The sequence below is a fragment of the Variovorax glucosi genome, assembly GCF_051216695.1.
Lineage (GTDB): Bacteria > Pseudomonadota > Gammaproteobacteria > Burkholderiales > Burkholderiaceae_C > Variovorax.
The window spans coordinates 131740-153927 of the sequence record NZ_JBPJZE010000004.1; the positions used below are offsets into that span (position 1 = coordinate 131740).

19 protein-coding genes are annotated in these 22188 nt (G+C 63.4%); 9 read left to right on the top strand and 10 right to left on the bottom strand.

From position 1 onward, the window contains the following. Positions 1 to 105 precede the first annotated feature (105 nt). On the top strand, positions 106 to 5613 hold the full coding sequence (locus ACSFA3_RS19050; RefSeq protein ID WP_435507386.1) for an Ig-like domain-containing protein: 5508 nt from the start codon (positions 106 to 108) through the stop codon (positions 5611 to 5613). A gap of 126 nt (positions 5614 to 5739) precedes the next feature. Here ACSFA3_RS19050 and ACSFA3_RS19055 read toward each other — a convergent pair whose 3' ends face one another. The 7 genes from ACSFA3_RS19055 to ACSFA3_RS19085 all read right to left on the bottom strand — a co-directional run bounded on the left by ACSFA3_RS19055 (position 5740) and on the right by ACSFA3_RS19085 (position 14264). After that, the gene (locus ACSFA3_RS19055) at positions 5740 to 6984 is read right to left on the bottom strand and encodes a phenylacetate--CoA ligase family protein (RefSeq protein WP_435507068.1); all 1245 of its coding nucleotides are present in this window, start codon (positions 6982 to 6984) and stop codon (positions 5740 to 5742) included. Between the two features lie 123 nt (positions 6985 to 7107). Then, positions 7108 to 7920: an ABC transporter ATP-binding protein gene (locus ACSFA3_RS19060; protein WP_435507069.1), complete on the bottom strand. Its 813-nt coding sequence runs from the start codon at positions 7918 to 7920 to the stop codon at positions 7108 to 7110. Positions 7921 to 8076: 156 nt separating this feature from the next. After that, positions 8077 to 9402: an ABC transporter substrate-binding protein gene (locus ACSFA3_RS19065; RefSeq protein ID WP_435507070.1), complete on the bottom strand. Its 1326-nt coding sequence runs from the start codon at positions 9400 to 9402 to the stop codon at positions 8077 to 8079. Between the two features lie 58 nt (positions 9403 to 9460). After that, positions 9461 to 10525, bottom strand: coding sequence for a branched-chain amino acid ABC transporter permease (locus ACSFA3_RS19070; protein ID WP_435507071.1), 1065 nt, complete (start codon positions 10523 to 10525; stop codon positions 9461 to 9463). Positions 10526 to 10534: 9 nt separating this feature from the next. After that, positions 10535 to 11464 (bottom strand): branched-chain amino acid ABC transporter permease, encoded by a 930-nt coding sequence (locus ACSFA3_RS19075; protein ID WP_435507072.1) that lies wholly within the window; start codon positions 11462 to 11464, stop codon positions 10535 to 10537. Positions 11465 to 11466: 2 nt separating this feature from the next. Further along, a complete protein-coding gene (locus ACSFA3_RS19080) occupies positions 11467 to 12264 on the bottom strand; it encodes an ABC transporter ATP-binding protein (RefSeq protein ID WP_435507073.1) in 798 nt (265 codons plus the stop codon). After that, complete coding sequence (locus tag ACSFA3_RS19085; protein WP_435507074.1) at positions 12261 to 14264, bottom strand: AMP-dependent synthetase/ligase; 2004 nt, start codon at positions 14262 to 14264, stop codon at positions 12261 to 12263. Before ACSFA3_RS19085 ends, ACSFA3_RS19080 begins: the two co-directional genes overlap by 4 nt. Before the next feature lie 104 nt (positions 14265 to 14368). Between ACSFA3_RS19085 and ACSFA3_RS19090 the strand changes: the two genes are divergently transcribed. The 4 genes from ACSFA3_RS19090 to ACSFA3_RS19105 are packed head-to-tail and all read left to right on the top strand — an operon-like array spanning position 14369 to position 16845. After that, positions 14369 to 15121 (top strand): Crp/Fnr family transcriptional regulator, encoded by a 753-nt coding sequence (locus ACSFA3_RS19090; protein ID WP_435507387.1) that lies wholly within the window; start codon positions 14369 to 14371, stop codon positions 15119 to 15121. Further along, the gene (locus ACSFA3_RS19095; RefSeq protein WP_435507075.1) at positions 15118 to 15876 is read left to right on the top strand and encodes an SDR family NAD(P)-dependent oxidoreductase; all 759 of its coding nucleotides are present in this window, start codon (positions 15118 to 15120) and stop codon (positions 15874 to 15876) included. Before ACSFA3_RS19090 ends, ACSFA3_RS19095 begins: the two co-directional genes overlap by 4 nt. A 46-nt stretch (positions 15877 to 15922) precedes the next feature. After that, positions 15923 to 16180, top strand: coding sequence for a hypothetical protein (locus ACSFA3_RS19100; RefSeq protein WP_435507076.1), 258 nt, complete (start codon positions 15923 to 15925; stop codon positions 16178 to 16180). Further along, positions 16180 to 16845, top strand: coding sequence for a glutathione S-transferase (locus tag ACSFA3_RS19105; RefSeq protein ID WP_435507077.1), 666 nt, complete (start codon positions 16180 to 16182; stop codon positions 16843 to 16845). The genes ACSFA3_RS19100 and ACSFA3_RS19105 overlap by 1 nt, the downstream gene beginning before the upstream one ends. Here the strand turns inward: ACSFA3_RS19105 and ACSFA3_RS19110 are convergent. Then, positions 16820 to 18127 carry an ArgE/DapE family deacylase gene (locus ACSFA3_RS19110; protein WP_435507078.1) on the bottom strand — a complete coding sequence of 436 codons (1308 nt, stop codon included), beginning with the start codon at positions 18125 to 18127 and terminating at the stop codon, positions 16820 to 16822. The genes ACSFA3_RS19105 and ACSFA3_RS19110 overlap by 26 nt on opposite strands. Positions 18128 to 18221: 94 nt before the next feature. Between ACSFA3_RS19110 and ACSFA3_RS19115 the strand changes: the two genes are divergently transcribed. Together ACSFA3_RS19115 and ACSFA3_RS19120 are read left to right on the top strand one after the other, a co-directional pair. Then, a complete protein-coding gene (locus ACSFA3_RS19115) occupies positions 18222 to 19127 on the top strand; it encodes a cation diffusion facilitator family transporter (RefSeq protein WP_435507079.1) in 906 nt (301 codons plus the stop codon). Next, positions 19124 to 19627 carry a DUF4189 domain-containing protein gene (locus ACSFA3_RS19120; RefSeq protein WP_435507080.1) on the top strand — a complete coding sequence of 168 codons (504 nt, stop codon included), beginning with the start codon at positions 19124 to 19126 and terminating at the stop codon, positions 19625 to 19627. The genes ACSFA3_RS19115 and ACSFA3_RS19120 overlap by 4 nt, the downstream gene beginning before the upstream one ends. Before the next feature lie 6 nt (positions 19628 to 19633). On the opposite strand, the gene ACSFA3_RS19125 is transcribed toward ACSFA3_RS19120, so the two are convergent. Continuing rightward, positions 19634 to 20095: a GNAT family N-acetyltransferase gene (locus ACSFA3_RS19125; protein ID WP_435507081.1), complete on the bottom strand. Its 462-nt coding sequence runs from the start codon at positions 20093 to 20095 to the stop codon at positions 19634 to 19636. A gap of 76 nt (positions 20096 to 20171) precedes the next feature. Here ACSFA3_RS19125 and ACSFA3_RS19130 point away from each other — a divergent pair, with 76 nt between their 5' ends. Together ACSFA3_RS19130 and ACSFA3_RS19135 are read left to right on the top strand one after the other, a co-directional pair. After that, positions 20172 to 20771 carry a type IV toxin-antitoxin system AbiEi family antitoxin domain-containing protein gene (locus ACSFA3_RS19130; protein WP_435507082.1) on the top strand — a complete coding sequence of 200 codons (600 nt, stop codon included), beginning with the start codon at positions 20172 to 20174 and terminating at the stop codon, positions 20769 to 20771. Further along, on the top strand, positions 20768 to 21676 hold the full coding sequence (locus ACSFA3_RS19135) for a nucleotidyl transferase AbiEii/AbiGii toxin family protein (RefSeq protein WP_435507083.1): 909 nt from the start codon (positions 20768 to 20770) through the stop codon (positions 21674 to 21676). The genes ACSFA3_RS19130 and ACSFA3_RS19135 overlap by 4 nt, the downstream gene beginning before the upstream one ends. Before the next feature lie 26 nt (positions 21677 to 21702). Here the strand turns inward: ACSFA3_RS19135 and ACSFA3_RS19140 are convergent, their stop codons facing one another. Then, complete coding sequence (locus ACSFA3_RS19140; protein ID WP_435507084.1) at positions 21703 to 22134, bottom strand: type II toxin-antitoxin system VapC family toxin; 432 nt, start codon at positions 22132 to 22134, stop codon at positions 21703 to 21705. Positions 22135 to 22188 lie beyond the last annotated feature (54 nt).

Here is a 22188-nt window from a genome sequence, read left to right on the forward strand (position 1 = left end):
CAGTGGCTCATCACCTCGCCGGCGCTGGCCGACGGAGCGCACAGCTTCACCGCCACCTCGACCGACCTGGCGGGCAACCTCAGCGCGCCGACGGCGCCCTACCAGATCGTCGTCGACGCGACGGCACCCGCTGCGGCCACCGCTGGGGTGCTCAACGACGACGTCGGCCCGAAGATCGGCCTGATCCTGGACAACGACACCACCGACGATGCCACGCCCACCTACACCGGCAAGGCAGAAGCCGGCGCCACCGTGACCGTCATGGACGGTATCGAAAAGCTGGGCACCACACTGGTGGACCCGGCCGGCAACTGGAGCTTCACCCCCACGAAGCCGCTGGACCCTGGTGCGCATGTGTTCACCGCCATCGTCACCGACCCGGCGGGCAACGTCTCCGTACCGACCGCGCCGCCGATCCACTTCACGCTCGACACGAGCCTCGTGGCGATCGCGATCGACCAGGTGCTCGACGACATCAGCGCCATCACCGGCGTGCTGGCAATGTATGCCAGCACCAACGACACGATGCCCACCGTGAGCGGCACTGCCACGGCAGGCGGTCTGGTCAAGCTGTACCGTGACGGTACGGCCATCGTCATCGGCTCGGCCACCGCAGACAGCGCGGGCCACTGGGTCATCACGCCGACGACGCCACTGGTCGACGGCCTGCACAACCTGACGGCCACGGTCACCACGGCCGCAGCGCCTGAGAGCGCGCCGACGGCAGCCTTCACGCTCACCGTCGACACGGTCAAGCCCATCGCCCCGGTCATCGTCTCGGTGAGCGACGACGTGGGCAGCGTCCGCGGCCTGGAGGTCGCCGGCTCGCCGAGCGACGACACCACACCGACCCTGACGGGCACGGCCGAGCCGCTGAGCACGGTCACCATCCTGGACGGCACCGTGAAGATCGGCACCGCCGCAGTCGACGCCAAGGGCAACTGGACGTTCACGCCCATCTCGCCACTCAACGAAGGCACCCACGCCATCACCGTGACGGCCACCGATGCGGCCGGCAACGAGTCGCCACCCTCGGCACCGTGGAGCCTGCTGATCGACACGATCTCCCCGACCATCGTGCCGGCGATCACCTCGGTCTACGACGACCAGGGCACGACCGTGGGCAACGTGGCCAACAACCCGCTGGGTGTCACCGACGACTCGCTGCCTCTCATCAGCGGCACGTCCGAGCCCAACGGCAGCGTCATCGTCAGGGACGGGCTGACCGTGCTCGGCACCGCTGCGGTCAACGCGGCCGGTGTCTGGAGCTTCATGCCCACCACCGTGCTCTTCAACGGAGCACATGTCATCACCGCTACTGCGGTGGATGCGGCAGGCAATGTAGGTCCGACTTCCGGCACCCACTCGTTCACGCTCGTCACCGGCGGCCTGCCCACTTCGCCGGCCATCACCAACGTCTTTGACGATGTCGGGACTTTGGTCAACATCGAGCCGTACGGCCTTACCAACGACCCGACGCCGACTGTGAAGGGCACGGCGCTCGTCGGCGCCATCGTGAGCCTGTACAGCGAAACCGGACTGCTGCTCGGCACATCGACTGTCGACGTCAACGGACAATGGAGCGTCACTACGCCAAGCCTGGCCAATGGCCCGCACAGCTTCACCGCAACGGCGACGAACGTGGCTGGCAATGTAAGCACACCGACGGATCCTTACCCGATCACCGTCGACATCATTGCGCCTGCAGCTGCCACCGTCCCGGTGCTGACCGACAACGTCGGCCCGGACACCGGGCAGATCCTGGACAACAGCACGACCGACGACGCCACGCCCACCTACACCGGCAAGGCGGAGGCGGGAGCGATCGTGACCGTCATGGACGGCCTCGCGAAGCTGGGCACCACGCTGGTGACCCCGGCTGGCAACTGGGCCTTCCAGTCGCCAAAGCTGGACCCCGGCGCGCATGTGTTCAGCGCCATCGTCACCGACCCGGCAGGCAACGTCTCCGGACCAACGGCGCCGATCCACTTCACGCTCGACACGAGCCTCGTGAAGATCGCGATCGACCAGGTGTTCGACGACGTCAATCCGATCACTGGCGTGCTTGCGATGAATGCGAGCACTGACGACACGAATCCCACCGTCAGCGGCACCGCCACGGCTGGCGGTCTGGTCAAGCTCTACCGTGACGGTACGGCCATCGTCATCGGCTCGGCCACCGCAGACAGCACGGGCTACTGGGTCATCACGCCCACGGTCGCCTTGGTCGACGGTGTGCACAACCTGACTGCCACCGTCACCACGCCTGCCGTGTCCGAGAGCTCGCCTACTGCGGCGTTCGCGATCACCGTCGACACCGCGAAGCCAATCCCGCCGGTCATCGTCTCCTCCACCGACGATGTGGGCCTGCACAAGGGTGCGATCCCCAATGGCGGTCCGTCGGATGACAGCACGCCCACGCTCAAGGGCACGGCTGAAGCGCTCAGCAAGGTCACCGTCTACGACGGTGCCGTGAAGATCGGCACCACCACGGCCGACGCCGCAGGCAACTGGTTCTTCACGCCGGCGTCTCCGCTCAATGACGGCACGCATCCGATCACCGCGACAGCCACCGACGCAGCCGGCAACGTTTCGCCGCCATCGGTGACCTGGAACGAGTTGATCGATACCACCCGCCCGGTTGCGCCGGTCATCGTGACCGTCGAAGACAACGTCGGCATCTACGTGGGCAATCTGACCAGTGGAACCCCGAGCGATGACAGCACGCCAACGCTCACGGGTACCGCAGAACCGTTCAGCACCGTCACCATCAAGGACAATGGCACGCCGATCGGCGTCGTCACGGCAAACGCAGCGGGCATCTGGACGTTCACGCCCCTCGCCGCAAACGCGCTGTTCGACGGTACGCATCCGCTTACCGTCACGTCCACTGACGCTGCTGGCAACGAAAGCCTGCCTGCTTCGTTCGTGAGCCTGATCGATACGACGCCGCCCCCGACGCCGTTCATCGACACCAGCAATGACAACTTCGGCATCTACACGGGAAACATCCCGAGCAACACGCCGACCAACGACACCACGCCGCTGATGTCGGGCAGGGCGGAACCCTTGAGCAAGATCGAGCTTTTCGACGGTCTGACCATCGTCGGAAGCGTGATGACAGATGCTGCGGGCAATTGGAACTTCACACCGACGCTCACTGCACAGGGCGCGCATGCGATGACCGTGACAGCTACCGACGCGGCTGGAAACATATCGCCGCCTTCGGCTGTATGGACCGTGTTGATCGATACCATCTTGCCAATTGCGCCGGTCATCGTTAGTTCTAACGATGACGTTAGTCTTTACTTGGGAAATATTCCAAGAGGTGTATCGACCAACGATCCCACGCCGCTGATATCGGGTACTTCTGAGGCAAATGCACTTATCAATCTTTTCGACAATGGAGTAGCTGCCGGAACCGTGTTTGCCAACGCCTTGGGTAATTGGAGCTATACGCCTACGCTCACAACTCAAGGCATGCATTCAATAACTACGACGGCAACTGATGCGGCTGGAAACACTTCGCCGCCATCTATCATATGGACCGTTAATCTCGACACTATTAAACCTCGGACGCCCGACATCGGAGCGAGTAACGATGGCTTCGGCAGCTTACAAGGCAACGTTGCGGCAGGTATACCGACAAATGACGACACACCGTTGATGTCGGGAACCGCTGAAGCCAATAGTTTGATAAGCGTATTCGACGGCGGTTTGTTTCAGGGCACAACTACAACCGATGCATTGGGTGCATGGAACTTCACGCCAACGCTGATTGGCGACGGTGTTCACGAGATCAAGATCACATCTACTGACGCAGCAGGGAATGTGTCTAGTGATTCGGCAGGTTGGGGTGTCCTGCTGGATACCACTCCACCCGTCTTTACTACCAATTCAAACACTGCGGTAAACAAAAATAGAGTCACAACATCCACGCCTGCAGGTACGGTTGTTTATGTTGCTGGGACGACTGACGCATCGAACGTAACCTACACCATATCTGGAGGCGCGGACGCCGGGCGTTTCAACATCAATGCCACTACAGGGCAGGTGAGCATCAATTTCACGCCTGATTACGAGGCGCCGGCTGATGCTGACGGAAATGATGTCTACGACTATATCGTTACAGCAACGGACGCTGCTGGAAATTCAACGGTGCAAAATGCATCGTTGGCAGTACTTAATGTGCCAGAAGCCCCGGTCCTCACGGTCACTCAACAGAGCGGCGGATATATGTGGGTCATGGCTGCGAGTGCTGGGGCATACATGCAGTACTTCGTTATGGGAAAATTGAGTTCGGACATTCCAGTCACGTATACGACAAACGTCGATTTCATCAAGGTTAGATCTGATGGCGTCATCTACACAGATGGAACTACAAATCCAGCTTACGCTGTGGTCTCGCCGTATCCACATATTGTGACCTATGGCTACCACCCGACCTCGGTGCAAATCGTCGCACATTCGGCTTCCGGAGACACTACTACAATAACAATACCGTTCATCGCATACGCAAATCTCAATAACCCCGGTGGTCCATATCCAAATTACACGCCATATTACGTTTCGCCGTTTGTTCCTCCTGTCGCGCTGGATTTGAGTCGCGACGGAGAAATTACGTATAGCGATGTGGCTGTAAATGTGAGGGGCGATGGGATGACTAAAACTTCAGCATGGGTGGAATCTCGCGATGGCGTTTTAATCTGGGATAAGTACCATGACGGCAAAGTTCATGACAGCAGTCAGTATGCATTTGCGCAATATCTTGCCGGCGCAAAGACCGACCTTGAAGGCTTGACGGCTTTTGATACAAACGGAAATGGCAAACTTGATGCCGGTGACTCAGTGTGGAACGAAATGCGTGTCTGGCAAGATCTCAATGGGAACGGAATTAGCGATGCTGGCGAAGTAAAAACGCTTGCAGCGTGGGGGATGACCTCGATCAATCTGGTATCGGATGGCGTAGTGTCAAATCCAGCAAACGGCGTGCAGGAGGCAGGCAAGTCTTCCGCGACGCTTGAGGACGGCAGTCAAATGGTGGTAGCAGACGTGATATTTGATGCGAACAATGCCGGTGGACAGAATGGAGCGGTCGCCCACCCCTTCGTCCTAGACATGAACCACGACGGCCAAATCACCTACGACAAGGCCCTCATCGACGTCAGCGGCACTGGCTACAAGGAACTCATCGCCTGGGCAGGCAAGGGTGACGGCGTGCTGGTCTGGGACAAATACCAGGACGGCATGGTCCACGACAGCAGCCAGTATTCCTTCACTTCGCTGAAGATCTTCGACACCAACGGCGACAGCAAGCTTGACAAGCTCGATGTGCTGTGGAATCAGTTGTCGGTATGGCAAGACGCCAACGGCGACGGCATCAGCGAAGCGGGCGAGGTCAAGACGCTGACGCAGTTGGGCATCCAGTCCATCGGCCTGACGTCCAACGGCGTGGTGAGTGCACCGGCCGAAGGCGTGACGGAAGCGGGCAAGTCGGCCGCGGTGATGGACAACGGCAGCACGATGGCCGTTGCTCAGGCATCGTTCAGCCATGTCGCGACCGACATGCTGCATCCGCTGAGCTATCTGGATCAGACCTACGCAGTGATCTGATCTGATCTGATCGGTCACTGGTCACTTCGGCTGCCAAACGATTGCCTGGCAGCCGCAAGCGAGTCACTCGAACCGGACCGCCTCACCTTCACTGGTGAGGCGGTCTTTTTTTTCCCAGGTCATTTTTCATCTGTAGCTGCGCGCGTCCTCGATCACCTTGCCGTCATTCGGCAGCGTTCCCACCCCGACGCACATCACGGTGCAACGTAGCTTCGTGATCTCGCGAACCGCGTCTGCAACGCGTTTTGCCAGTGCATCGTCTGCCTTCGCCTCGATGCGAAGGGTCATGCGGTCATCCGCCATTTCACCTTCGACCACAAGCCGCGCGCGCGCCACTTCCGGAAACTGACGCATCACCGCAGCGACCTGACCCGGATGCACGAACATCCCGCGCACTTTCGTCGTCTGGTCGGCGCGACCGAGCCAGCCACGGATGCGGGTATTGGTGCGGCCGGTCGGGCAGGGGCCGGTCAGGACGGCAGAGAGGTCGCCGGTTCCGAATCGCACCAGCGGATAGTCGCGGTTGAAGGTGGTGACGACGACTTCGCCGACTTCGCCATCGGGCAGCACGTCGCCGGTCCCGGGACGGACGATTTCCAGCAACACGCTTTCGTCGAGCACCAGGCCTTCGCGCGCTTCGGTCTCATAAGCGATCAGGCCGAGGTCGGCGGTCGCGTAGCACTGCATGCCGACGATGCCGCGCTCGGCCAGCCAATCCCGCAGGCTGGGTGGAAAGGCTTCGCCAGACAGCAGCGCCTTGCGCAGACTCGGCAGCGCGATGCCCGCCGCGGCGGCTTTCTCCAGGATGATCCGCAGGAAGCTCGGGGTGCCCATGTACCCGGCGGGACGCAGGTCGATCATGGCTTCGAGTTGTTGCTCGGTCTGTCCGGTGCCGCCGGGAAAGACGGTGCAGCCCAGCGCGTGCGCGCCGCTTTCCATGATCGCGCCGGCCGGCGTGAGGTGGTAGCTGAAGCCGTTGTGGATCAACTCGCCTGCGCGAAAGCCCGCTGCGTGAAGCGCTCGCGCGGTGCGCCAGTGGTCGCGGCCAGCGCCTTCGGGTTCGTAGATGGTTCCCGGACTTGCAAAGACACGCGGCATCGCCGGGCCGCGCACGACAGCGCTGAACCCGCCGAAGGGGTCGCTCGCACGCAGGCGTTTCTGCCGATCGAGCAGTTCCGACTTGCGCGTGACCGGCAGGCCTGCGAGCGCTTTACGCGTCGTGACGGTCGTGCAGTCGATGCCGGCAAGAATCTCGGCAAAGGCCTGCGTCGTCGTCTGCGCGTGCAGAAGCTGTCCTGGCAGAGCCTCGAGCAGATATCGCTCCCGTTCAGCCGGGTCGCGAATTTCCAAGGTGTCGTAATGGTGAATCATGGTCAGAGCGCTTTCTTCGATTCCAGAAACACCGCGGAACCGGCTTTGCCGGGCCGCTGGTGTTGCCCCCGGCAGGGGGTAGGCGCTGCCACACGAAGTGGGCAAGCCTGGGGGCGAGCAATTTCAAGCCAGCCAACGTTTACGGCGCTTGTAGCTCTTCACATCCTTGAAGCTCTTCCGGTCCGCGCCGCCGACGCCCAGATAGAACTCCTTCACGTCCTCGTTCTCGCGCAGGCTTTTGGCTTCGCCGTCCATCACGATGCGGCCGTTCTCGAGGATGTAGCCGTAGTCGGCGAAACGCAGCGCCATGTTGGTGTTCTGCTCGGCGAGAAGGAAGGTCACGCGCTCTTTCTCGTTCAGGTCTTTCACGATGGCGAAAACTTCCTCGACGATCTGCGGCGCGAGGCCCATCGACGGCTCGTCGAGCAGCACCATCGTCGGGTTGGCCATCAGCGCACGGCCGATGGCGCACATCTGCTGCTCGCCCCCCGAGGTGTAGGCCGCCTGCGACGTGCGCCGCGTCTTCAGGCGCGGGAAATACGCGTAGACCTTCTCCAGCGTCTGCGCGATGGCGGCCTTGCCGTCGGTGCGGGTGTAGGCGCCGGTCATGAGGTTGTCCTCGATCGTCAGATGCGCGAAGCAATGGCGGCCTTCCATCACCTGGATCAGCCCGCGTCGCACCAGCTCGGCCGGCGACAGCGCCTCGATGCGCTCGCCGCGCAGCTCGATCGTGCCCTTTGTCACCGCGCCGCGCTCGCCGGCGAGCAGGTTCGACACCGCGCGCAGCGTCGTCGTCTTGCCCGCCCCGTTACCGCCGAGCAGCGCGACGATCCCACCCTCGGGCACCGTCAGCGACACGCCCTTGAGCACCAGGATCACGTGGTTGTAGATGACCTCGATGCCGTTGACTTCGAGGAGGTTCTTGGGTTCGCTCATGGTTGAAGATGCTCAGTACGGAGGTTGGTTTTGCTCCTTCCCCTTCCGGGGGAAGGCAGGGATGGGGGTGGCGCCCATTGGTGACGATGTGCCCAACGGTGACGCTGCCGGCCCCCACCCCAACCCTCCCCCGGGAGGGGAGGGAGCAAGGACCGATCAGCTGCAAGTCCGCGGTTTCACGTTCTTTTCCTTGGCGTACTTCGCCGAGTACTCCTTCACCAGCGGATCGATGAATTTCTTGTCCGACTGATACCAGTCCGACTTCACTTCCCACTTGCCGCCGTCCCACTGCACGATGCGCGCCCAGTCGTCGCCCATGTGGTTGCTGCACGAAGTCTTCACCGGTCGCATGATCTCGCCGAAGCCCAGCGCCTTCAGCTTGTCGGCCGTCAGGTCGAGGTTCTCGAAGCCCCAGCGCACCTGTTCCGGCGTCAGCGACTTGCCCTTGCCGTACTTGTCCTGCGCGGCACGGATCGCCTCGACCTGCAGCATCGAGATCATCATCCCGCGTGTGTGCGCCAGCGAGCCGATGCCGGTCGCGGCACCCGTGCCCTGACCCTTGTCGTAGACGAACTTTTTCAGGTCGTCCTGCACCTTGTCCTTGGCCGCGCTGTTGTGGATGGTGATCGCGTTGTATCCCTTGGCGCCCGCGCCGATGTCCTTCACGTCATGGTCCGAGCCGGCCCACCAGATCGCGTAGATCTTCTCGCGCGGATAGCCGCTGGCCTGCGCCTCGCGGATGCCGGCCGGCGTCATCACGCCCGCCGACCAGAACAGCACGTAGTCGGGCTTCTGCTGGCGGATCTGCAACCAGGTCGACTTCTGCTCGACGCCCGGCGGCGTGATCGGGAACAGCGACAGCTCGAAGCCGTCGGCCGCAGCGCGCTTCTGCAGCAGCGGAATCGGCTCCTTGCCGTACGGCGAGTCGTGATAGACCAGCGCGATCTTCTTGCCATTGAGGCTGCCTTTTTCCTTCTTCGTGATGTCCTGGATCATCACGTCAGCGGCGGTCCAGTAGGTGCCGAGCAGCGGGAAGTTCCACTCGAACACCGTGCCGTCGACCGATTGCGAAAGTCCGTAGCCGGGCGTCTCGACGACCACCTTGTCGACGAAGGCCTTGTCGGTCACGGCGAAGGTGATGCCGGTCGATTGCGTGTCGAAGCCCGATGCGCCCGAGCCCTTGCCCTTGAGCCGCTCGTAGCATTCCACGCCCTTGGCCGCGTCGTAGGCCGTCTCGCATTCCTCGTACGTCAGCTTGACGCCGTTGATGCCGCCGTCGCGTGCGTTCACCAGTTTCAGGTAGTCCTGCTTGCCGTCGGCCCACGGGATGCCGAGCGGCGCGAACTGGCCGGTGCGGTAGACCAGCAGCGGCACGAATTGCTCGGCCGCAGCGGCCTGGGCTTGCGCCTGCGTGCCGACGGCGAGTGTCGAAAGTGCGGCAACGGCGAGGGCCGCGGTGCGCGCGAGAGTTCTCAATTGCATGGCTTGTCTCCTTTTTATGGGCACGGGATGTGCGGTGCAGAAATCTTCTGTGAGGGCATCAATGCGGAAAGGGCCAGAGCCGCAGCTTCTGGCGCGCGGTCGACCACAGCTTCGCCAGCCCATGCGGCTCGACGATCAGGAAGAACACGATCAGCGCGCCGAAGATCATGTGTTCGAGGTGCGACGCTGTCGATGTCGACATCGACAGCCCGAGCCAGTGCGGCACGTAGTTCAGCAGCAGCGGCAGCAGCACGATGAAAGCCGCGCCGAAGAAGGCCCCTGCGATCGAGCCGAGCCCGCCGATGATGATCATGAACAGCAGCTGGAACGACTTGTCGATCCCGAAGGCCGCCGGCTCCCACGCGCCCAGATGCACGAAGCCCCACAGCGCGCCCGCCACGCCGACGATGAAGCTGCTCACCGCGAAGGCCGACAGCTTCGCGTAGACCGGGCGGATGCCGATGACTGCCGCAGCCACGTCCATGTCGCGCATCGCCATCCATTCGCGGCCGATGGCGCCGCGCACCAGGTTCTTGGCCAGCAGGCCGAACACCACGACCAGCGTCAGGCAGAGCAGATAGCGCTCGGCCGGTGTGCTGAACTGGTAGCCGAGGATCGACAGCGAATTCACGCTCACCGAGCCCGACGACGAATCGTTGGTGACCCACTTCACGCGGTTGGTGAACCAGTCCATGAAGAACTGCGCCGCCAGCGTCGCAACCGCCAGATACAGCCCGCGGATGCGCAGGCTCGGCAGCCCGAACAGCACGCCGAGGAAAGTAGCAGCCAGCCCGCCGCCGAGGATCGCGAGCAGCAGCGGCATGCCCTCGACGCGCACCTGCAGGTTGTAGGCCGCATACGCACCGACCGCCATGAACGCGCCGGTGCCGAGCGAAATCTGCCCGCAGTAGCCGACCAGGATGTTGAGTCCAATCGCGGCAAGCGACAGGATCAGGAAGGGAATCAGGATCGCGCGGAAGCTGTAGTCGCTTGCCACCAGCGGCACGACGATGAACGCGACGGCGGCGAGCGCGAGCATCGCCCAGCGGTCCTGCGCGATGGGGAACAGCGCCAGGTCGGCCCGGTAGCTGCTCTTGAATTGCCCGTTTTCTCTGTAGAACATGTCGGGCCTTCAGACGCGGTCGATGATCTTGTCGCCGAACAATCCTTGCGGACGGATCAGCAGGACAGCAAGCGCCAAGACGTACGCGAACCAGTTCTCTATACCGCCGCCCAGATACGGCCCCAGATAGATCTCCGACAGCTTTTCGCCGACGCCGATGATCAGCCCGCCCAGAATCGCGCCGGGCACCGATGTCAGCCCGCCGAGGATCACCACCGGAAACGCCTTCAGCGCCACCAGCGAGATCGAGAACTGCACGCCGAGCTTGCTGCCCCAGATCACGCCGGCCACCAGCGCGACGATGCCGCCGACCGCCCACACGATGACCCAGATGCGCCCGAGCGGAATGCCGATCGACTGCGCGGCCTGATGGTCGTCGGCGACGGCGCGGAGTGCGCGTCCGGTGCGCGTCTTCTGGAAGAACAGCGTCAGCAGGCCGACCAGCGCGGCGGCTGCGACCGCAGCGTAGAGGTCTTCCTTGCTCAGCAGCAATCCGCCGTCGAAAGTCTTCTCCAGCACGATGAACGGATCCTTCGGCATGCCGACGTCGATCTTGTAGGTCGCGCTGCCGAAGAGCAGTTGACCGGCACCATCGAGCACGTTGGCGATGCCGAGCGTGGCCATCAGCAGCGTGATGCCTTCCTGGTTGACCAGGTGTCGCAATGCCAGCCGCTCGACCAGCCAGGCGACGACGACCATGCATCCCGCGGCGGCGATAAAAGCCAGCACGTTCGCGAGCAGTAGGCTGTCGAAGCCGAGCCACATCGGTATCCATTCCGCGAATCGCGCCATCGCCAGCGCCGCGAAAAGCACCATTGCCCCCTGCGCGAAGTTGAAGACGCCGGACGCCTTGAAGATCAGCACGAAGCCGAGCGCGACCAGCGCGTAGAGCATGCCGGCCATGAGTCCGCCAAAGACGGTTTCGAGGAAAAAGCCCATGGTCAGTGCTCCACGCCCAGGTACGCCCGGATCACGTCTTCGTTGTTGCGAACTTCGTCCGGCGTGCCGTCGCCGATCTTCTTGCCGTAGTCGAGCACCACCACGCGGTCGCTGATGTCCATCACCACGCCCATGTCGTGCTCGATCAGCACGATGGTCGTTCCGTATTCGTCGTTCACGTCGAGGATGAAGCGACTCATGTCCTGCTTCTCCTCGACATTCATGCCGGCCATCGGCTCGTCGAGCAGCAGCACCTGCGGCTCCATCGCCAGCGCGCGGCCGAGGTCGACGCGCTTCTGCAGGCCGTAGGGCAGCTGGCCGACCGGCGTCTTGCGATACGCCTGGATCTCTAGGAAGTCGATGATCTGCTCGACGAATTCGCGCTGCGCGATCTCTTCCTTTTCGGCGCTGCCCCAGCCGAAAGGATTGCGGAAAGCCTGCGCCAGCAGCCCGCTCTTCATCTTCAGGTTACGCCCGGTCATGATGTTGTCGAGCACGCTCATGCCCTTGAACAACGCCAGGTTCTGGAACGTTCGCGCCACGCCCATCTCGGCCACCTGCCGCGAGTTCATGTGCTTGAAGGTCTGGCCGCGAAAGGTGATCGAACCCTGCTGCGGCGCATAGACGCCGTTGATGCAGTTCAGCATCGAACTCTTGCCCGCGCCGTTCGGCCCGATGATGGCCCGCACCTCGTGTTCGCGCACGTTGAAGCTGATGTCCGTCAGCGCCTTCACGCCGCCGAAGCCGAGCGAGATGTTCTGCACGTCGAGGATGACCTCGCCGATCTTCTTGGTGGTCATGCCGCCGCCTTCACTTCGGGAAACCGCTGCGCTTCGACGATCTTCAGCGTCGCGCTCACCGTGCCGGTGCGCCCGTCCTCGAACTTCACCTGCGTCTCTATGAACTGCTCGGTCTTGCCTCCGTACAGCGCATCGATCAGCACCGCGTACTTCTGCGCGATGAAGCCGCGCCGCACCTTGCGCGTGCGGGTCAGTTCGTCGTCGTCGGGGTCGAGCTCCTTGTGCAGCACCAGGAAGCGCGCGATCTGCGTGTCGGCCATGCCGGGTTCGGCGGCGAGGTCGGCGTTCACCTGTCCGATGCATTCGGCGATCTGCATCAACACCTCCGGCTTGCCGGCCAGGTCGACGTAGCCGCCGTAAGCTAGTCCGCGCCGTTCGGCCCAGTTGCCGATGGCTTCGAAGTCGATGTTGATGAACGCGCAGACCTCGCTGCGCGCATCTCCGAAGCAGACGGCTTCCTTGATCTGCGGGAAGAACTTGAGTTTGTTTTCGATGTAGTTGGGCGCGAACATCGCGCCGCCGGACATCCGACCGACATCCTTGGCGCGGTCGATGATGCGCAGGTGGCCTTCGCTGTCGAGCACGCCGGCGTCGCCGGTATGAAAGTAGCCGTCGGCGTCCAGCACTTCCGCCGTCGCGTCGGGGCGTTTGTAGTATTCCTTCAGCACCGAGACGCCGCGCACCAGCACTTCGCCGTCGGCCGCGATCTTCAGCTCGATGCCAGGCGCCGCAGTACCGACGGTCTGCAGCTTCACCTTGCCGTCCTGCTGCAGGCACACATACGCGCAGGTTTCGGTCTGGCCGTAGAACTGCTTCAGGTTGACGCCGATCGAACGGTAGAAACGGAACAGGTCCGGCCCGATGGCCGCGCCGGCCGTGTATGCCACGCGGATGCGGCTCATGCCCAGCACGTTGCGCAGCGGCCCGTAGACCATCACGTCGCCGAGCCGGTACAGCATCCGGTCGCCGGCAGCGACTGGCACCCCGTTCAGGATGTCCGCACCGACGCGCCGCGCCAGCGCCATGAACTTCGCATACAGCCAGCGCTTGGGCGCGGCAGCGTCCTCCATGCGGATCGACACGGCTGTCAGCAATCCTTCGAAAGTGCGCGGCGGACCGAAGTAGTAGCTCGGACCGATCTCGCGCATGTCGTTCATCACCGTCGCAGCAGACTCCGGGCAATTCAGCGTGAAGCCGCCGACCAGCCACTGCGCGACCGAGAACAGATGGTCGCCGACCCAGGCCATCGGCAGGTAACTCATGATGTTGTCGCCCGGCCCGAGCCTGTCGGTCACGACGCCGCCATGGCCCGAGGCGATGAAGCTCGCATGCGTCTGGCAGACGCCCTTCGGCCGGCCGGTGGTGCCGGACGTATAGAGGATCACGCCGACATCGCCCGGCTTGCCGGCATCGACGCTGACGTTGAAGACGCCCGGATTCGCCGCGTCCCAGGCGCGACCGAGTGCACGCAATTCTTCGTAGCCGATGAGCCCGGGCTGGTCGTAATGGCGCAGGCCGCGCGGGTCGTCGTAGACGATGTGGCGAATGACCGTCGCGCTGCCGGCCTGCCGCTGCAGCTCGCGGCATTCGAGCAATTTGTCGACCTGCTCCTGGTCTTCCGCGATGGCGAATTCGATGCTCGCGTCGTCCAGCATGAAGACCATCTCGCCCGCGACCGCGTCCTGGTAGAGCGGCACAGGCACGCCGCGCAGGCTCTGCGCCGCGACAACCGCGAAGTACAGGTGCGGCCGGTTGGCGCCGACGATGGCCAGGTTGTGGTCGGCTGTGAAGCCGAGGCTCGCCAGCCCGCAAGCCATCTCGCGCACTTCCAGCGCCGCGTCGCGCCAGGTCCAGGTCTGCCAGATGCCGAGGTCCTTCTCGCGCACGGCCGGCGCATCCGGCTGCGTTGCAGCGTGGGCGCGAAGCAGGCGTGGGAAGGTGCTGTCCGGCGGGACGGCCTGGTTGGCGGCAGGGGAAGGGCGGGTTGTGTCGGATGTCACGATGAGCCACTGTAGGACCGACTTTGACGCCAATCTGTCGTTCCAACGACAATCCTAGGGTGAGCACTCCCCCGGACTTTCCCGAATCCTTCGCGCTTCCCCAGATCCAGAAGCAAGCGGGTCCGCGCACGTCGTCGATCCGCGACCGCGTGCGCGCGCCCACTCGCGAAGAACTGCGCAACATTCCGTGGCTGGATGCGCTGCGACCGGACGAGCGCCGCCGCGCCGAGGCGATGGTGGAAGTCGGCGAGGCCGAAGCCGGCGACCTGATCTGCCGCGTCGGCCGCCCGCCGACCTACTGGATCGGCGTCGTCGAAGGCCTGCTGAAGATGAGCAACGACAACGCCGACGGCACTTCGATGACCTACAGCGGCCTGCCGCCCGGCGGCTGGTTCGGAGAAGGCACGGTGCTCAAGCGCGAGCCCTACCGCTACAACATCCAGGCGCTGCGCCGCAGCGTGGTCGCCGGCCTGCCGATCGATGAATTCCACTGGCTGCTCGACCATTCGATCGGTTTCAACCGCTTCGTCATGCACCAGCTCAACGAACGGTTGGCCCAGTTCATCGCCGCTCGCGAGGCCGACCGGCTGAACAACCCGGACGTGCGTGTCGCGCGCAATCTCGCCGCGCTGTTCAATCCGGTGCTTTTTCCCGGCGTCGGCGAACTGCTGCGCATCACGCAGCAGGAGCTGGCCTACCTCATCGGCCTGTCGCGCCAGCGCGTGAACCAGGCGCTCAACATGCTGCAGGCGCAGGGCACGATCCGGGTCGAATACGGCGGACTGCGCGTGCTCGACCTGGCCGCGTTGCGCAGCAGTGCGATCGCATCTCAACCTCTTTCGAGTCCATCCGAATGACCTCCCACCTGACCTTCCTCACCGGCGCTTCACGCGGCATGGGCCGCGCCATGGCCGCGCAACTTCTCGCTGCCGGCGACACGCTGATCTGCATTTCGCGCCAGACCGATGACGCGCTCGCAGCCGAGGCCGAAGCCGCCGGTGCGACGCTCGAACAGTGGTCGCTCGATCTCGCCGCGCCGCAAGTCGCCGCCGAGCGCGTGGGCAGCTGGCTTGCAGCGCGGGACGCGAATGCTTTTGCCAGCGTCACCTTGATCAACAACGCCGGCACCATCGGCCGCATCGGTCCGCTTGCCGAAGCGGACCTCACCGACGTCGCGCAATCGCTGCGCATCGGGCTCGAAGCGCCGATGCTGCTGACCGCCGCTTTCCTGCGCGCCACCGCTGGCTGGCGCGGCGTGCGCAAGGTGCTCAACATCTCTTCCGGCCTCGGCCGCAATGCGATGGCGAGCCAGTCGCCATACTGCGCCGCGAAGGCCGGCATAGACCACTTCTCGCGCGCCGTTGCACTGGAAGAGGCGCTGCAGCCGAACGGCGCGAAGATCGTCTCGCTCGCGCCCGGCGTGATCGACACCGACATGCAGGGCGTCATCCGCGGCACCGACGCGGCGTTGTTCCCGGACCGCGCGCGCTTCGAGAAGCTCAAGTCCGACGGGCTGCTCGATTCGCCGGCCACCGCCGCCGCCAAGGTGCTCGCCTACCTCGCGCGCGCAGACTTCGGCAGCAAGCCGGTCGCCGACGTGCGCACGGACTGAGCCTGCATCCGGCCGTTCCATCACCACATTCAACAATCCGATCGCCATGGCCACCGCTCAAGCTCTTTCCACGTCCGACTACAAGCTCTTCCCGTCGCCGCGCAACCTCCACCGCGTGGTCTTCGAACACCAGGTGTTCGTTCCGTATCCGTACATGCTGATCGAGATGGAAAGCTACTACCTCAAGGGACGCTACAGCCTGTTCGCCGCGCACCGCATCGTCGACAACAAGGCCGGTCAGCTCGTCACTTTTGAAGATGCTGCGGACGAGGCCAAGTTCAAGCTGAAGTTCGTACCCGACTGATGCCGGCGCCCGATCCGTTGCCGGTCCTGTATTCGTTCCGCCGCTGTCCGTACGCGATGCGGGCGCGGCTGGCATTGCTTGCCAGCGACCAGCGCTGCGAACTGCGCGAAGTCTTGCTTCGCGACAAGCCGGCCAAATTGCTGGCGGCATCGCCAAAAGCCACGGTGCCGGTTCTCGTTTTCGACGACGGCAGCGTGATCGCGCAGAGCCTGGACATCATGCTGTGGGCGCTGCGCAGGAGCGATCCGCAACATTGGCTGGTGCCTGCGAACGGCACTCTCGATGAAATGCTGGCGCTGATCGAAGCCTGCGACACCGGCTTCAAGCGCGACCTGGACCGCTACAAGTATCCGGGGCGCCACGAAGCGGAAACCGACGCGGCGGCGGCACGCGACAGCGGCGGGCATTTCCTGTTGCAGCTCGAAGCGAGGTTCGCAAACGGCGCCTTCCTGTTCGGCGACAGAACTGCGCTGGCCGACGCCGCCATCGCACCGTTCGTCCGTCAGTTCGCAGGCGTCGACGCTGTCTGGTTTGCCGCGCAACCGTGGCCGCACCTGCGCAGCTGGCTCGCAGCATGGGAAGCTTCGGCCGCGTTCGCGACCGTCATGCAGCGCCATCCGGCATGGAAATCCGGCGACGTCAGCGTGACGTTTCCGGCAGGCTGACCACGCCGCACCAGCGCGCCATGAACACCGCCAGAACGGCGGCCGTCTGCATCATGCTGTCGATCGACGCCCACTCGTCGATGCCGTGGATGTTCGCGCCGCCCGACGGGCCGTAGCAGACGGCCGGCGTCTCGCCGTACAGGTTGAAGAACTTCGCGTCGGTCGTGCCGGTGAAGGCGACCGGCACGGCATCGATGCCCACGATGTCCTTGTGGCACTGCGCCAGCGCGACCACCACTGGCGCATCGTCGGGCACGTCGCAGCCGTCGGCCTGGAAGCCTTCGTAGATGATCCGGTAGCTCAGCGCCGCATGCGCGGGATGCGCCTCGAAAGCTTCGGCCAGCAGCGCCTCGACCTCGGCTTTCACCTGCCCGATCTTGCGGTCCGGATAGAAACCGATCCGGATGTCCGCACGACAGGCCGACGGCACCGACGAAGCCCATTCGCCGCCGTGGATCTTGCCGAGGTTGAAATTCACCGGATGCTTGTGATGCGCGAAGTTGCGGTAGCGCGCACTTGGCGCATTCCATTGCGCTTCGAGCTTCTTGAGCGCGCCGAACAGGTACAGCGCGAAGTCGATCGCTCCGACGCCGGTCTGCGCGACCGACGCATGCACAGGCTTGCCGAGCACCTCGATCGCCAGCCACAGCACGCCGAGCTGGCAGGTCATGATGCCGCCGTCGGAGATCGGCTCCGGGATCACCGCCGCATCGGCGCGGTAGCCTTCGATCAGGCAGGCCAGCGCGCCGTTGCCGGTGCATTCCTCCTCGATCACCGACTGGAAATACACCGGCGATGCCGGCGCGAGCCCGATCGACCGCAATGCCTTGAAAGCCATCGTGTACGCGACGATGCCGGCCTTCATGTCCGACGCGCCGCGCCCGTAGATGCGGTCGCCGTCGAGATGGCCGGAGAAGGGCGGATGCGTCCACAGCGCCTCGGCGCCGGTCGGCACCACGTCGATGTGGCCGTTGAAGATCAGCGAGCGGCCCTGCGCCGGGCCATGGGGCCGGTGCACGCCGACGACGTTGGTGCGGCCTTGGTAGGAGACGATCGACGGCGAATAAGCCGGATGGGCGCGCAGCTTTTCTTCGTCGATCTCGAAGGTGTGCACGCCCAGGCCAAGCGCTTCGAAGGTCTGCGCCATGAACTGCTGCGAGCTCTGCTCGTCGCCCAGCAGCGACGGGTGCGACACCAGCGTTCGAAGCATCGCGACGGCGTCTTCGCGCAGGGCGTGGGTGGCGGCGAGGATTCCGGCTTCAGTGTGCGCTGTGTCTTGCATGCCCTCATTGTGGCGCGCACGCCAGCGGACTACAGATTTCGAAACACTCGGCAGTTAAGGTTCCGGCCTTCGCCGACACACACACAACAACACCATGGCCGAGTCCAAAATTGCCATCTACGGCGCGATCGGCGCCAACGTCGCCATCGCGGCGACCAAATTCACCGTTGCCGGGATCACCGGCAGTTCGGCGATGCTGTCCGAGGGCGTGCATTCCGCCGTCGACACCTTCAACGGCGTGTTGCTGCTGGTGGGCGTCAAGCTGAGCCAGCGGCCCGCCACCGCCGAGCATCCGTTCGGCCACGGCAAGGAGCTGTACTTCTGGAGCCTGATGGTCGCGGTGCTGATCTTCGGCCTGGGTGGCGGCGTGTCTTTTTACGAAGGCATCCAGCACATCCGCAACCCGGAGCCGATGACCGATCCGACCTGGAACTACATCGTGCTCGGCGCGGCGATGTTGTTCGAGGGCATCAGCTTCGGCATTGCGCTGAAGCAGTTCCGGGGCGAGTCGCGCGGCCGGCCGTTCTGGAACGCGCTGCATTCGAGCAAGGACCCGACGACGTACACCGTGCTGGCCGAGGACTCGGCCGCGCTGGTCGGTCTGATCGTCGCGGCGATCGGCATCTACCTGAGCCATGAACTCGATATCCCGGAACTCGACGGCGCGGCATCGGTGGTCATCGGCCTGCTGCTGGCCGGCGTCGCGGTGCTGCTGGTGCGCGAGTCGCGAGGACTGCTGATCGGCGAAGGCATCCGGCCGGAAACCGCGCGCGAGATCCGCCGCATCGCGACGGCACAGCCGAACGTTCACGACGTCGGGCAGATCCTGTCGATGTACATCGGACCGGAAGAGGTGCTGGTGACGCTGGACCTGCATTTCGAGGACGGGACACGCACCGACGATGCGGCAGCGGCGATGACGTTGATCCAGAAAGAAGTGCGGGAGAAATTTCCGACGATCAAGCGGCTGTTCATCGAGGCGGGAGAAGTTCCGGCATGAAGATTCGATCGATCGCTGTGCGCGTGATGGTTTCGCTGATTGCGCTGATTTCGCTGGTCGCGATTTGCGCCGGTGTCTTGTTGCCGGCTTCGGCTTCGGCTTCGGCTGCCGAGCCCGGTGCGACGACCGTCGCGCGCCGTTCGACGCCGAGCTGGGGCGCCATCGCCTCGCAATCGCTTGGCTATGGCTATTCGTTCAACCAGAAGACGCAGGCCGCCGCGGAGCAGGTGGCACGCGCGCAGTGCGAGCGTCCGCCGGAGCGCAAGGGGACTGCCGGAACCAGTGGTGCATCGATTGCCCCCGTTGCGCCGGCTGCATGCGAAGTGCGGACGGTATTCGACCGCAGTTGCGCAGCGCTGGTCACCGGGAATTTCGGAGAGTGGGGGACTGCGACTGCCGGCACGAAGGAGGCTGCGAGCAAGGCTGCGATTGCGGAATGCAACGGGCGGTTGCCGACGGAGCCGTGCAAGCTGGTGGTGAGCGTTTGCTCGATGAATTGAGCTCGTTCAGAGCAGCTTGCGATAGACCAGAAACCCCGACTTCTCGGCTACCTTGTCGTACAGCTGCATCGCCGTGCGGTTCGTCTCGTGCGTCTGCCAATACACACGGGCCGCGCCAGCGTCGGCGGCATGCTGGTAGACCGCTTCGATCAGCGCGCGCGCCACACCTTTGCCCCGCGCGGATTCGGTCGTGAAGAGATCCTGCAGATAGCAGGTCGGGTTGAGCTGGATCGTGCTGCGATGGAACAGGAAGTGCGCCAGTCCGACAATGCCATCGGCGCTTTCGGCAACCAGGGCGTGCATCGGTTCCTCGGGGGCAAGGAAGCGTGCCCAGGTGGCATCGGTGATCGATTCCGGCAGCGCCGTTTCGCCGCTGCGACCGTAGAAGGCGTTGTAGCGCTGCCAGAGTGGTGTCCACTTTTCAAAGTCGGCAGCGGTGACGGGGCGGATGAGGATGTCGTGGGACAAGGTGGCCTTTACGAGGTCGGGTTTGATATTCACATCACTTGATAACAAGTAGCGCGAATATTAAACTTTGAGGCTTATGAGCCAATCCGACCAAATCCTAGAGCTCGCTCGTCGACAACGTCTGATTCGCGCTGCGGATGTCCGCGCGCATGGCTGGTCGCCTCAATTGCTGATCCGCCTGCATGAGATGGGACACCTTCAACGCGTCACCCGTGGCCTGTACAGCCTGACGGATGCCGAAATCGTTGCGAACCAGACGCTGATGGAGGTTTGTCGGCGCGTGCCCAAAGGCGTCGTCTGCCTGCTTTCAGCGCTGCAGTTCCATGAGGTGGGCTCGCAGATGCCTCACGAGGTGTGGCTTGCCGTGCCGGAAGGCGCGCCAACGCCTGCTCCGGGCTACCCATCACTGCGCATTGCGCGCATGCGAGGCATGGCTTACAGCGAAGGCATCGAAACCGTCTCCGAGCACGGCGCCACCATCCGCGTGTACAGCGTGGCAAAGACCGTGGCCGATTGCTTCAAGTTTCGTCACAAGATCGGGCTCGATGTGGCGCTCGAGGCACTCAAAGATGTCTGGATCAAGCGAAAGGCGTCGATCTCCGATCTCAGTCATTTCGCAAAAATCAACCGTGTCGAGCGGGTCATGCAGCCATATCTGGAGGCCGTAGTCGCTTGATGTCGAATCTGTCCGCTTCCATCCTGAATCGATTGCTGGCTCTGGCGAAGCAGCGGGACGATGACTACAGCTTGGTGCTCAACCGCTTTGCGTTGGAGCGTCTGCTATGCCGCCTGAGTACTTCGCCTCACGCCGATGAGTTCCTGCTCAAAGGGGCGCTACTGTTCGCCCTTTGGTACGACGAGCCGCATCGTCCGACACGCGACGTCGATCTGCTCGGTTTCGGAGAGGACAATGCCGAACATCTGGTAGCCGTCATCCGTGAGGTCGCTGCAATCGAGATGGAAGATGGAATCGTGTTCGACCTCACCTCGGTCCGCGCGGATGCGATCCGTGAAGACAACACCTACGGCGGCACACGGATCAATCTGGTCGCTCGTATCGGCTCAGCGCGATGTGCGCTCCAGATCGACATCGGCTTTGGCGACGTGGTGACGCCCCAGGCGCAAACCGTGGTTTTTCCGACATTGCTCGCCGACTTCCAGGCTCCAGTTTTGAGGGTGTATCCGGTCTACACCGTCATCGCGGAAAAGTATCACGCCATGGTCGTCCTCGGACTGGCCAACAGCCGAATGAAGGACTTTTACGACATCGCCGTCATCGCTCGTCGGACAGATCTGGACGGCGCGAATCTCTCCGTTGCGATCGCGGCTACCTTCGAGCGCAGGTCGACCGCTGTTCCTGCGCTGCGTCCACTCGCTCTGACAAGCCAATTCGGTGATGACGCGGGAAAGAAGCGCCAGTGGCAAGCGTTCCTGAACAAGAACCGCCTCGTGGCCGGCGATTTGGTCGATGCAGTTTCCGTATTGGATCGTCTGCTTTGGCCGCCGACTGAAGCTGTCGTCGATGGAGCTGCTTTTAAGGCCAACTGGACATCAGAAACAATGGCGTGGCGCTTTTCCTGATCGACACCGGATGCTCATCTTTCGTCTCATGACGCGATGTCCCACGGATTCACAAACGGCACCCTCGCGTGCGCAAATTTCGAGACATCGCGCGTCACCACCGTCTGTCCGTATTCGGCTGCAGTGGCCGCGATGCTGAGATCGGGTTGCGAGAATGTGTGCCCCGTCTTGCGGCGGGTTTCGACGAGGAGGCGCCATGCCAGCATCACGTCTTCGGAGACCGGCAGTACCCGGTGCTCGAACATGGGCCGCACCTTGTGCGTGAGCCACGTGGACAACTCGGCGCGACGGCTTGCATCGGCAACCATCTCTATGCCGAAGCGAATTTCTTCCAGCGTCACTGTGCTGATATGAAGTGTCTCCAGCGGCTGCGCGGCGACGAAATCGATGACCCGCTGATTCGGGCGCGGTCTGCGCAATTCGGAGATGACGTTGGTGTCCAGCAGATAGCCGGTCACAGCGCCACATCCCGGACCAGCATCGGCGCACGCGGCACTTCGATCTCCATGTCG